Source organism: Ruegeria sp. CE12, assembly GCF_056537525.1.
The window spans coordinates 141,346-153,431 of sequence record NZ_JBQFRS010000005.1; the positions used below are offsets into that span (position 1 = coordinate 141,346).

The window sequence follows — 12,086 nt, forward strand, 5'->3', positions numbered from 1 at the left end:
CGCCCGTTCAAATTGGTTGGTGATGCCGGTTCAGGCGTGCAGATCACCGTCGAGCGCTGTTCCATCCGGTGCAACCTCGGACGAAACCGTGGTAGCCGAGCTGTCCTCGTAGAGGGACTTGATGACACCCCATGCCATTAGGACCACGAGGATCGAGATCGGAAGCGCGGCTGCGATGGCTGCGGTTTGCAGGGCAGACAGGCCACCAGCGATCAGAAGAACGGCAGCAACCAGACCTTGTGCAGCGCCCCACACGACGCGGTGCAATTTCGGCGGGTGCGCATTGCCCATAGACAAGATCGTGGTCACGACCAGAGTGCCCGAGTCCGAGCTTGTGATGAACCACGTCGCCAGCAGGAAGGTGGCCAGAGCCGAGATCAACCAGGACAGCGTGCCGTTGGAGGCCAACAGGTCAATCGTTCCGTAAAGCGTACCACCCAGGTTCCAACTATTGACCATTTCGATCAGGCCGGCGGTGCCGACACCATCTGCGGCATTCATTTCGATGAACAACGCGTTGCCGCTGAAGATCGAAATCCAGATGAAGGCCATGGTGGTGGGAACAAACATGGCGCCCAGCATGAATTCACGGATTGTACGCCCTTTGGAAATACGCGCTACGAACATGCCCACAAAGGGTGCCCAGCTCAGCCACCAACCCCAATAGAACATGGTCCACGCACCTTGCCATGCAACGTCGCCGGGCTCGGACGCGGTCCAGAAACCCATCGACCACAGACCGGTGGCATAGTCACCCATGGCGTTCATGAAGAATCCGATAAGCCACTGGGTCGGACCCGCGAACAGGAAGAACAGAACCAGCAGGATCGACAGGATGATGTTCCACTCCGACAGGATGCGGATGCCTTTACCGATCCCCGAAACCGCTGAAAGGGTGGCAACAATCGAGATACCAACGACCAGCCCGACCTTGAGCATCGTGCTCGTGCCCGTGTTGAACAGAACGTTCAGCCCTTCGGCCATTTGCGTAACACCAAGACCCATCGAGGTTGCGATACCAAACACTGTGCCAAACACGGCCAACAGATCCACGGCGTGCCCGGCCGGTCCATAGATGCGGTCGCCCAGGATCGGGTACAGCGCCGAGCGGAAGGTCAGCGGCAGCTTTTTGCGGAAGGCAAAATACCCCAGCGCAAGACCCGTCATCGTATAGATCGCCCAGCCATGCAGACCCCAATGGAAGTTCGTGACAACCACCGCATCCACAGCCCGCTGCATGTTCATTTCGGTGTGCCCAGCAGCGTCAGCGAACGGGTTGTTTGGATAGCCCCAGCCCGCAGCGTTGTCGAAGTAGAACAACGGCTCGGCGATACCGAAGAACAGGATGCCGATGGAAACACCCGCTGAAAACAGCATGGCGAACCACGAGAAATTGCTGAACTCCGGGCGGCTGTCATCGTCACCCAGACGGATCGAGCCGAACCGGCTGAACATCAGGTACAGACAGACAAAAAACAGAATGACGACCGAACTGATATAGTACCAGCTCAGCGCGCCCTCGACCCATGAACGAACGCCTTTATAGACGCCGCTGGCGAAGTCGACGTTGAGAATTGTGAACAGCACAAAGGCCGCGACCATCGCTTTGGAAGCGATGCTCATCCCGTTGTGCAACCCTTTGAATATCCCCTTGTCAGAGACCAGATGGTCACCACTGTTGGGGGGCTGGATGTCAGCCATGTTGGTATTCCTCCCATTGACAGATAAACGCACCGCTTGCCCTTGTTCGCGGTGAAGAGTTTCAGATCAGCGCATGACAAACGGATCCGGGATCGGATCGTCACTGGTGCGCAGCCAGACTGATTTGATCTTGGTGTAATCCAGCGCAGCCTGCAGACCGCCCTCACGCCCATGACCGGAAAGTCCATGACCTCCGAACGGAGCGATGGGGCTGACGGCGCGGTACGTATTGACCCAAACAATGCCCGCCCGAATGGCACGGATCATGCGATGTGCACGGGTCAGGTTCTGGGTGAACAGGCCCGAGGCCAACCCGAATTTCGTGTCATTCGCGATTGCAATGGCTTCTGCTTCGGTTTCAAACGAGGTCACTGACAGAACGGGTCCAAAGAACTCATTGGTCAGGCTATCCGCATCCGGTACGTCCGAGCAATCCAGAATGGTCGGCGGGAAGAAGAACCCATCCCGGTCGATTGGCTTACCACCCGTTACCAGTTTGGCCCCCTGCGCAATCGACCGCTCGATCAGATCAACTGCGACGTCTCGCTGACGCTTTGTGCACAGAGGGCCAACCTCGGTCGCCATATCGTCGGGTGCTCCGATGATGACAGCCTCGGCCTTTTCCTTGAGTCGCGCCAGAAACGCGTCTTTGATCGAGGCCTGTACTACGAGGCGCGAGCCTGCGACGCAGCTCTGGCCGGTGGCAGCAAAGATTCCCGACACCTGCGCATTCACGGCGCTTTCGATGTCGGCATCGTCAAAGACGATGAACGGGGACTTGCCACCCAGTTCCAACGAGGTTGAGGCCAGATTTTCAGCCGAGTTTCGCACAATATGACGCGCTGTTTCTGGCCCGCCAGTAAAGGCGACATGGGCAACTTTCGGATGGCTGGTTAACGTGGCCCCCGCCACAGGACCACCGGTGATGATGTTCAATACGCCCTTGGGAAACCCGGCCTGATCGAAGATGCGCGCAAATTCCAGCATCGGCGCAGGCCCTTCTTCCGACGCTTTCAGGACCACAGTGCATCCCGCAGCCAAAGCAGGGCCAATTTTGACAGCCGACAGGAAAAGCTGAGAGTTCCACGGCACGATTGCGGCCACAACTCCGATTGGTTCGCGGCGCAGCCATACCTCCATATCCGGCTTGTCGATCGGCAAATGAGTGCCTTCGATCTTGTCGGCCAGCCCCGCATAATACCGGTAATATTCGGCAACATAGGCAATTTGCGCCGATGTTTCGCGGATGATCTTGCCGGTATCGCGGGTTTCCAACTCGGCCAGACGCGGAGCGTTTTCCGCGATCAGGTCGGCCAGACGGTGCAGCAGCTTACCGCGCGCTGTTGCGGTCATCCCCGCCCAATCGGGCGAGCAGAATGCCTGTTCAGCAGCTTCAACAGCTTGGTTGACGTCTTCGGCACTCGCATCGGGCATCCGGGCCCAGACCGCGCCCGTGGCCGGATCAAGACTCTCGAACTGCCCCGAACCATCCGAGAATGTGCCGTCGATATACTGTTGAAACTGCTGCATTTTACGCCAATCCCTTACTGAAACGCCGGCATGACGTCTTTGATGAACCGCTCTAGCGAGGCTTTCTTGCGTTCGAACGGCATGCTTGAATCGATCCAGAACGAGTATTCGTCGTATCCAAGCTCTTCGCTTTTGCGGAGGCGGTCGATGACGGTATCGGCGGTGCCGATGACCAGATCACGCTCCATGTTTTCGGGAGTATAAAATGGATGCGCGGCGATATCTTCGTCGCTCAGCGGGTCGATCAGGCCCTGCGTGATACCCCGTTTGTTCATGAACCAGGCACCGAAATAGCAATAGAAGCGGTTCAGCTCGATCGCTGCTTGTTTCACGTCCGCCTCATCCTCGGCTACATAGGTGTGACGCAGCAGCATGATTTTCGGCCGCGCAATATCCGGGAATTTCTCGCAAGCCGCATTGAATTTGGACATGAGGTCTTCCACCTCACCATCACCATTCCAAAGCGGTGTCACCTGAACGTTGCAGCCATTCTGGACCGCAAATTCGTGGCTGTTCGGATCACGGGCCGCAACCCAGATCGGGGGACCATCCTGTTGCAATGGCAACGGTGCAGAGGTCGTTTTCGGGAACTGGTGGAACTCACCCTCATGCGCGTAATCACCCTTCCACAGATTCTGAACGGCAGGAATGAGCTCGCGCATGCGCTGACCGGCCTCCCAGGCATCCATGCCCGGCATTAGGCGCTCGTACTCAAAACTGTAGGCGCCGCGCGCGATGCCAAGATCCAGACGCCCGTCGGTGATGATATCGGCCATCGCCGCTTCACCCGCCAGTCGGATCGGGTGCCAGAACGGAGCGATCACCGTGCCGGTTCCCAGTCGCACGTTCTTGGTGTGGCGCGCGACATCGACCAGATTCAAAAACGGGTTCGGCGCGATGGTAAAGTTCATCCCGTGATGTTCACCGGTCCAGACCGCGTGCATCCCGCCGTCATCGGCGATTTTGCACAGCTGGATGAACTCATCATACAGCTGCTTTTGATCCTGATCCGGCGAGATCCGCTCCATATGCGCAAAGAGTGAGAATTTCATGCCAAGTTAGCTCCCCGCAGTGAGTGGTTTGACTTCGCCACTCACCTCATTTCCGTAATACACCCCGAAATTCCCCATGTGGCTTTCCTTGGCGAACCGCTCGAGCATGGTGCAGATCGCCGGGTCGGCGATATCCATCAGTGTGGACTCGCTGATCTCGGTGAAAACACCATTTTCCGGATCGCCATCATCGGCCTGACACAGGAACGAGATGTGTTGAAGTTTGCGCGCTTCATCCTGATAAACTGAGTAGATAAACCCCGGCTCCGCCTGTACGCCGCTCTCGCTGATGAGACGGCTCAGGGCGGCGTTGGCACCATCGGCAACATCATCGGTGGACGGGATTGTCAGGCGGCCATTGCCGTCACCCTGCAGCAAGATTTTCCCATCCCGTTCGATCAGGGCGGACACGACCAATCCTGTCCGTTTGCTCAGGGCCTTGGCTTCGGCAGCGGGGGTTACATAGGCACCGCGGGCATAGCCCAAGCCAGGTGCAATATTGTGATCAAAGGCTTTGACTTCACCGACCAAGATCAAGTGGTCGCCTGCATCAACGGTTCTGGACATGTCACAGTCGAACCAGGCCGATACGTCATCTAGGATCGGCGATCCGTTGGGGCCAGGCTGCCAGTCAACTGTCGCAAACCGATCCTCGACCGGGCGGGCAAAGGTGTTCGACACCTCGATCTGGCCTTCGGACAGAATGTTGATCGCGAATTTCGATGTATTCGCGAAGGTTTCATAGTTGCTTGAGGTGTTGGCAAGACACACCAGCACCAAAGGCGGCTCGAGAGAAACCGAGGCAAAGGAATTTGCGGTAAAGCCCAGCGGGTTACCGCCCTCATCATGTGCGGTCACGACAGTGACACCGGTCATATAAGTGCCAAACGCATTGCGCAGGGCGCGCGGGTTGCTCAGCATGCGCGGGTCGAATTCGATCATTTTGGGTCAACCTCTTCCGATGGGGTTTGCAACCAGGCTTCCAAAGCTGCATTCACGGTTTCCGGCGCGGTCAGATTCACCATGTGCCGGTGATTTTCGATCACGATGGCCGTCCCGTACGGCGCGGCCTCTGCCATTGCGTAAGACATGGCCGGCGTCGAATTCGGATCGCCATCCCCGGTCAGGGCCAACAGAGGACAGGCAATTGTACCGAACCCTTTCGCATACAGGGCATCTCCACGTGCAAAAGCGTTATAGGCGGTGGCGTAGCCTTCGATATTAACGGCTGAAAGCCATGCGGCAACATCGTCACGCGCAGCCTGTTCGACAGGCGTATCACCAAACCAGCGCCGCAGCGGGGTTTCGACGTCAAAAGATCCAGTGCCGATCAGCTTGGCGCGCTCGATCACGGATTTGCTCGAAGCCTCGTCTCTGCAGAATACTCCGTTCAGCAGCGCGACCCGCTCAACCCGGCCCGGGTTGCGCACGGCAAATCCGCCCGCAATCAACGCGCCCATTGAATGGCCTGCAAGATTGATGCGCTGCAGCTTCAGCGCATCCAGAACAGCCAGCAGCCAATCCAGAAACACCGGCAGTTCAGAACCTGCCGGGATCTGATCGCTGCTGCCATGTCCCGGCATGTCCAGCGCGATCACATGGTGCGTTTGCGCAAGGAACTCGATCTGAGGACCCCATGCCGCCGATTGCATGCCCACGCCATGGATCAGCACAACGGGGGCAGCTTTCCCGACGTGGGAAAGCCCCGCCTCGCGATAGGCGACAGTGCCGAATGGCTCAGACAGCTGCAGGGTTGTCGACGTCATGGCCCAGTTCCTTGAGATCCTGATAACGGTCACCGATACGGTGATGCGGGCGGCCACCGATCGAGGCACCAAGCGCGATCATGATCTCATCCGGCGCGGGCGCGTCTGCCACTTGCAACTGAATGGTCAGGTAGTGGCTGCGCCGACCGCCGTCGTTCTTGTCCATCAGCGGGATTTGCATCGAGGCATTTGCCGGGCCACGCGTGTTGGTGAATGCCAGATAGGACTTTGCGCCAACCGCCTCACGATAAAAGTTGCCGAAACGCAAGGTGTGGATCAGCGCCGAGCCATGTTCGACCTCGCCATTTACACCAACAATCGCAGCCTTGCCGTACCCTTCGACCTTGTCCCCGCCACCTGCAGCGTCGAGCACCATGTCGGTCAACAAGCTGCCAAGGCCCGGTGCACAATCGTGAATCTCAGGTTTCAGATCGTCAACAAAGCCACGGCCAGCCCACGGGTTCCGGATCACCGCAATCGCTGCAATCATCTTCAATGGCTGCTCGGCGACCTTGCCCCCTTCGATCAGGGTGTTTTCTACGTGCAGCAGTGTTTTGCGGATTTCGGCGGGCATGTCGGTATTCCTTGCGATTCGTTGCGCTGTAAGATGGTATACCATCATACCAACTGTCAATCATACCTTGTGCAAAAAATGCCAAACCGATAGCGTCGCCGCCATGAGCACACCCAAACTGACGAAAATCGATCACCCGCCTGCCACCCTGCGCGACATGGTCCAGGAACGCATGCGCGAGGCGATCATCGAAGGATTATTCGAGCCCGGTCAAAGGCTTGTCGAACGCCCGCTTTGCGACCAGCTGGGCGTCAGCAGAACAGTGATCCGCGAAACCATCCGCTATCTCGAGGCCGAGGGGCTGGTGGAAATTCTACCGGGCCGCGGACCCATAGTAGCCACCATGAGCCGCGAAGACGCACGCCAAATCTACGACATTCGCCGAATGCTCGAGACGGCTGCAGCCGAAAACTGCGCCCGCAAGATCACGCCCGAACGCGCGCGATCTCTCAAAGATGCTTTGAAGCGTCTGAAACAGGGATTTTCTGATCGGACCCCCGGGGCGCTGTTTCGTGCCACCGCCGATTTCTATTCCGAGATCTTTGACGGCGCAGGGCACTACATCGCCTGGGATGTCGTCCAGCGCCTGAACGGTCGCATCAGCCGTCTGCGCATGATGACCTTGTCGGCCACCGACCGTGACCGCCCCGGCATCGCGCATATGGAACGGATCTGCGAAGCCATCATTTCGGGCAATCCTGATGCTGCGCGGGTCGCCGTCGAAATGCATCTGGATGACACAACCTCAATCGCAGACCGTTTGCTTGCTGAAGAAGAGAAGAACAGCGATGACTAATACACCCAAAGCCTATTGGATCGCCAATGTTACCGTGACTGACCCCAAAGCCTATCAGGGCTATCAGGCGATCGCCCCCGAAGCCTTCCGCAAATACGGCGCCCGGTTTCTGGCGCGAGGGGAGGCGGAAACACTGGAAGGTCAACAGTGGCAGAGACGGGTCATCATTGAATTCGACAGCATGGAACAAGCGCGTGAGTGCTATGCTTCAGATGAATACCGGGCCGCGCGAGGAAAACGTGCCAGTGCCTGTCTCGCGGATATAGCTTTGATTGAAGGCCTAGAGTGACACTTATTCGTCTCAGGGCGTCAGTATCCAGTTGCCACTGGCGTCTTTACAACGGCGCGTTCTGATTTCACGGGTCTTGTCAGCGCCTTCCGGCTGGATAAAGTGCTGCAGGTGAACACAATTGTCCCGAATGTCTCGCACTCGGATCGTACCTTTTGATCCCGTCTGATCGTTCACCCACGACCGCTCCTGACCAACGCTTGGTGTACCCGTGGTCAGCAACGAGTTTGACGCGGCGTTGAGAACTTCGAAATCCGCAGGGCTAAGGCCCATTTCAGCAATGATTCGGGAAAGTGACTTGGCCTGAGCCGCTGCTCCAGTTCCCAACAACATCATCGCGATCAATGCGGACGAAACCCAGGCTTTCATGCTGGCCTCACTTTTTTGAAATATATTTACCCTCAAGGATATACCTCTGCGCAGGCATGGCCAAGCCCCGGATCCGCACCTTCAAATTATCCCGAACAAACCTATTGCATGACCAGCGCTAGGACAGGGCAATCGTTGCCTTCATAGTACCTCTGAAACGATGAGGCACTCGATGGCACAACCAAACTACTATGCTCCAAATGGCGGACATCCCGGACAGGAACAGCTTTTAACTGACCGCGCCATGTTTACCGACGCTTACGCAGTGATCCCCAAAGGCACGATGCGCGATATCGTGACCAGCTATCTGCCTTTTTGGGAGGGTACGCGCCTGTGGGTGCTGTCCCGTCCTCTAAGCGGATTTGCCGAAACATTTTCTCAGTACATCATGGAAGTTCAACCGGGCGGCGGCAGCAATCATCCAGAAACCGATACCAAAGCGCAAGGCGTGATCTTTGTGGTCGAAGGAACGGTGTCGCTGACCCTGGCCGGAGCGGAACATGCATTAGAAACCGGCGGTTACGCTTATATTCCAGCAGGGATCGAATGGACCCTGCACAATCGGTCTGACGCAGCTGCCCGGTTCCACTGGGTACGCAAGGCATACGAAGCAGTGCCGGGCCTGCCCGCACCTGATCCAATCATCACCAATGAACAGGACATTGCCCCAACTCCGATGCCGGGGACAGAGGGGCGCTGGGCCACCACCCGTTTTGCCGATCCCGAAGATCTGCGCCACGACATGCATGTGAACATCGTGACCTTCGAACCGGGCGGTGTGATTCCGTTTGCCGAAACCCATGTCATGGAACACGGACTATACGTGCTGGAGGGCAAGGCAGTTTACCGGCTCAATCAGGATTGGGTCGAGGTGGAAGCAGGTGATTACATGTGGTTGCGCGCCTTCTGCCCGCAGGCCTGCTATGCCGGGGGTCCGGGGCGTTTCCGCTATCTGCTCTATAAGGACGTAAACCGGCACATGCCCCTATCCCTGTCATCACGATAACTTAGGGTGGCCCGGTTTCGGGCCATTTTTCGGTCCGGGGGTTCACATAAGCGCCGGAATTTGCTGAAATAACTCTAAATTCCTTTTTCGAGTATTGGAGATTGGTCCATGAAACTGCGTACACCTTTGATGACACTTGCCGCGATTGCCACGCTTGCAGCTGTCGACGCTGCACCCGTTGCAGCCAAGGAAACGACCAAATCCGTCTTTGTCATGAGCCGCACCTGGGCTGTTACTCAGGTGTCGGACTCTCCGGTCATTTATCGCGCAACCCGCGACAACAACAACCTGAATCCCTTTGGCCCGCCGCCACGCCTGCGCACAATTCAGGCGATTGCAGCGATCCAGAAAGCAACCGGGTGCAAGCCGATTGTGCCCAGCATGTATCAGAACATCTCGGGTCAGTTCTTCTCACAAGTCAGCTGCAACTGACACTGCGTCAGAACAGCCATTGAGGTCGCCCCGGCGGCCTGCCATAGCTTGCGCATGAGACTCGCAATCAACGGATTCGGCCGTATTGGTCGTACAATTCTGCGGCAGGTTCTGGCCCTGCCAAGAGAATCTGACATCGAGCTGGTGTTGATCAACGATATCGCACCACTGGAAACCTGCGCATATCTGTTCAAGTACGACAGCACATTTGGCCCATATCCCGGAACGGTGCTGGAAGGTGACGCGGCGCTTGTGATTGACGGCCATTTCATTCCGATGTCCCACAGCTCCGATCTGACACGAGTGGACCTGACCGGCGTCGATGTGATGCTTGATTGCACCGGTATTGCACGAAGCTCCGATGTCGCGCGCCGGGGGTTGAGCGCAGGTGCCAGCAAGGTCCTGATCTCAGGTCCATCGCCGGCAGCTGAAACAACAATTGTGTTGGGTGCCAACGAAGATGAATTGGGCACCGCCCGGATCGTCTCAAACGCTTCGTGCACCACCAACGGGCTTGCTCCGCTGGTCAAGTTGCTGGATGGCCTGGGTGGCATCGCATCGGGTCACATGACCACGATCCACTGCTACACCAACAGCCAGCCCATGGTGGATGCCCCGCGTGGGGATCTGGCCCGCTCCCGTGCCGGAGCCATGTCCATGGTCCCAACGACTTCAAGCGCAACACATCTGATCGATGTTGTTTTACCGCATCTGGCGGGTCGCATATCCGGTGCAGCGGTACGTGTTCCAACCGCCAGTGTTTCGGCAGTGGATCTGATCGTGACGCTAGAGAAAAGCATGAGCGCTGAAGAATTCTTGTCGAGCTTGCGCAATGCTATCGAGGATTCACCTGTGCTCGGCTGGACCGATCTGCCGCTGGTGTCATCTGATCTGCGCGCGCGCCCAGAATCTCTGGTCATTGCAGGTCCGGAAACCCGAATGGTGGGCCAGAACCAGGTTCGCGTGTTTGGCTGGTATGACAATGAATGGGGCTTTTCCGCACGCATGCTGGATGTTGCCCGTCTGATGGCTGATACCTGATCAGACCGCAGCGCTGGCTCGCGCTGCGATCTGCTTTCTCATCCCGACACTATTCGCCAGGCAGGCTTCCCGACCCGTGGCCAGCCATACCGCCCGACACTTCTTCGGTTGCTTCTTCAGCCAGTTCCTCGGGCAGGATCAGGTTGAGGACGATGGCAATCAACGCTGCAGGCAGCAGGCCGCTTTTCATCAGAATGCCAAGCGTATCTGGCAGGTGTTGAACCGCATCCGGTTCAAGCTGAAGACCGAACCCGATGGAAAGCGAGATGGCAAAGATCACCATATTGCGCCGGTTCCAGTCGACATCGGACAGCATCGAGACACCGGCCGCCACAACCATACCGAACATGACGATCACACCGCCACCCAGCACTTCGATCGGGACGGTGCGGATGATTGCACCAACCTTGGGAACCAGACCGCACAGGATCAGGAACAAGGCACCGATGGTGACGACATGGCGGCTCATCACGCCAGTCATCGCAATCAGGCCGACATTCTGACTAAAGGACGTGTTAGGCAATCCACCGAACACACCGGCCAGAGCCGAACCAAAACCATCAGCATAGGTGGCGCCTGCGATCTCTTTATCCGTCGCTTCGCGCCCGGCACCACCTTTGGTCACTCCAGACACATCCCCTACGGTTTCAATCGCCGAGACAAACGCCATCAGACAAAAACCGATCACCGCTGCAAACGAGAACTCAAAGCCGTATTTGAACGGAACGGGCAGCGCAAAGGCCGACGCACGGCTCCAGCTTGTGCCGATCGCCTCGAAGGTAACCATCCCCACCATCAGCGCATAGGCATAACCAACCGCAAGACCGATCAGAACAGCCGATACCGAGAGCATCCCCCGGGTAAAGAACTTCAGCGCGAGGGTAACGACAACAACAACCATCGCCGCAGACCAGTTCAGCATTGAACCATATTCCGGCGTTCCGATGGCTGGCACTCCACCTGCTGCATACTGGATACCAACTTTGACAAGCGCCAGACCGATCATGGTAACAACGAGGCCGGTGACAAGCGGCGGCAAAGCAAACCGGATTTTACCGATCACCGCCCCCAGGCAAGCGTGAAACACTCCGCCGACGATCACGCCACAGAACAGCGCGGAAAGTCCATCAACGCCTTTGCCCGCAACAAGCGGGATCATGATCGGCAAGAAGGCAAAGCTTGTCCCCTGAACGATGGGCAAGGCCGCCCCTACTGGGCCCAGAGTGATCGTCTGCAACAACGTTGCGATACCCGCAAACAGCATCGACATCTGGATCAGATACAAAAGTTCAGGGAAATCGGGCGAATTCGATCCGAACCCGAAGCCTGCCGCCCCTGCAACGATAATGGCAGGCGTAACATTCGAGACGAACATTGCCAGCACATGCTGGATACCCAACGGGATCGCCTTGTGCAGTGCCGGTGTATAGTTTGGATCCCGAAGCTGTTCGGGTGTTCCTATTGAAGTTTCGGCCATGAGTACTGTCCTCCCAGTTCAGATTTCACGGGGTTATTGCCGCTTATCCCGCG

Annotated in this window: 13 protein-coding genes; 5 read left to right on the forward strand and 8 right to left on the reverse strand. The window is 57.3% G+C overall.

Features of this window, described 5'->3' with window-relative positions:
- Window positions 1–30 precede the first annotated feature (30 nt).
- The 6 genes from ACR0IO_RS13645 to ACR0IO_RS13670 all read right to left on the reverse strand — a co-directional run bounded on the left by ACR0IO_RS13645 (window position 31) and on the right by ACR0IO_RS13670 (window position 6,623).
- Window positions 31–1,701, reverse strand: a complete 1,671-nt coding sequence (locus ACR0IO_RS13645) for a BCCT family transporter (RefSeq protein WP_480742193.1) — start codon at window positions 1,699–1,701, stop codon at window positions 31–33.
- A 66-nt stretch (window positions 1,702–1,767) separates the two neighbouring features.
- A complete protein-coding gene (locus ACR0IO_RS13650; RefSeq protein WP_480742195.1) occupies window positions 1,768–3,231 on the reverse strand; it encodes an aldehyde dehydrogenase in 1,464 nt (487 codons plus the stop codon).
- Between the two features lie 14 nt (window positions 3,232–3,245).
- The gene (locus ACR0IO_RS13655; RefSeq protein ID WP_480742196.1) at window positions 3,246–4,283 is read right to left on the reverse strand and encodes an LLM class flavin-dependent oxidoreductase; all 1,038 of its coding nucleotides are present in this window, start codon (window positions 4,281–4,283) and stop codon (window positions 3,246–3,248) included.
- Window positions 4,284–4,289: 6 nt separating this feature from the next.
- Window positions 4,290–5,225: a flavin reductase gene (locus ACR0IO_RS13660; protein ID WP_480742199.1), complete on the reverse strand. Its 936-nt coding sequence runs from the start codon at window positions 5,223–5,225 to the stop codon at window positions 4,290–4,292.
- Window positions 5,222–6,049, reverse strand: coding sequence for an alpha/beta fold hydrolase (locus ACR0IO_RS13665; protein ID WP_480742201.1), 828 nt, complete (start codon window positions 6,047–6,049; stop codon window positions 5,222–5,224). The genes ACR0IO_RS13660 and ACR0IO_RS13665 overlap by 4 nt, the downstream gene beginning before the upstream one ends.
- Complete coding sequence (locus ACR0IO_RS13670; RefSeq protein ID WP_480742202.1) at window positions 6,021–6,623, reverse strand: amino acid synthesis family protein; 603 nt, start codon at window positions 6,621–6,623, stop codon at window positions 6,021–6,023. Before ACR0IO_RS13670 ends, ACR0IO_RS13665 begins: the two co-directional genes overlap by 29 nt.
- Window positions 6,624–6,726: 103 nt before the next feature.
- Between ACR0IO_RS13670 and ACR0IO_RS13675 the strand changes: the two genes are divergently transcribed.
- Both ACR0IO_RS13675 and ACR0IO_RS13680 read left to right on the forward strand, forming a co-directional pair.
- Complete coding sequence (locus tag ACR0IO_RS13675; RefSeq protein WP_170334083.1) at window positions 6,727–7,419, forward strand: GntR family transcriptional regulator; 693 nt, start codon at window positions 6,727–6,729, stop codon at window positions 7,417–7,419.
- Window positions 7,412–7,708 carry a DUF1330 domain-containing protein gene (locus ACR0IO_RS13680; RefSeq protein WP_480742204.1) on the forward strand — a complete coding sequence of 99 codons (297 nt, stop codon included), beginning with the start codon at window positions 7,412–7,414 and terminating at the stop codon, window positions 7,706–7,708. Before ACR0IO_RS13675 ends, ACR0IO_RS13680 begins: the two co-directional genes overlap by 8 nt.
- A gap of 12 nt (window positions 7,709–7,720) precedes the next feature.
- Here ACR0IO_RS13680 and ACR0IO_RS13685 read toward each other — a convergent pair whose 3' ends face one another.
- The gene (locus ACR0IO_RS13685; RefSeq protein WP_480742206.1) at window positions 7,721–8,077 is read right to left on the reverse strand and encodes a hypothetical protein; all 357 of its coding nucleotides are present in this window, start codon (window positions 8,075–8,077) and stop codon (window positions 7,721–7,723) included.
- Window positions 8,078–8,249: 172 nt separating this feature from the next.
- On the opposite strand from ACR0IO_RS13685, the gene ACR0IO_RS13690 reads away from it, so the two are divergent.
- The 3 genes from ACR0IO_RS13690 to ACR0IO_RS13700 all read left to right on the forward strand — a co-directional run bounded on the left by ACR0IO_RS13690 (window position 8,250) and on the right by ACR0IO_RS13700 (window position 10,556).
- Entirely contained in the window at window positions 8,250–9,083 is an 834-nt protein-coding gene (locus tag ACR0IO_RS13690) for a bifunctional allantoicase/(S)-ureidoglycine aminohydrolase (RefSeq protein WP_480742209.1), read from the forward strand.
- Window positions 9,084–9,191: 108 nt separating this feature from the next.
- Entirely contained in the window at window positions 9,192–9,515 is a 324-nt protein-coding gene (locus tag ACR0IO_RS13695; protein ID WP_209016323.1) for a hypothetical protein, read from the forward strand.
- Between the two features lie 54 nt (window positions 9,516–9,569).
- Complete coding sequence (locus tag ACR0IO_RS13700; protein WP_480742211.1) at window positions 9,570–10,556, forward strand: type I glyceraldehyde-3-phosphate dehydrogenase; 987 nt, start codon at window positions 9,570–9,572, stop codon at window positions 10,554–10,556.
- 49 nt (window positions 10,557–10,605) lie between these two features.
- Here the strand turns inward: ACR0IO_RS13700 and ACR0IO_RS13705 are convergent, their stop codons facing one another.
- On the reverse strand, window positions 10,606–12,033 hold the full coding sequence (locus tag ACR0IO_RS13705) for a nucleobase:cation symporter-2 family protein (protein ID WP_155149009.1): 1,428 nt from the start codon (window positions 12,031–12,033) through the stop codon (window positions 10,606–10,608).
- Window positions 12,034–12,086: the final 53 nt, after the last annotated feature.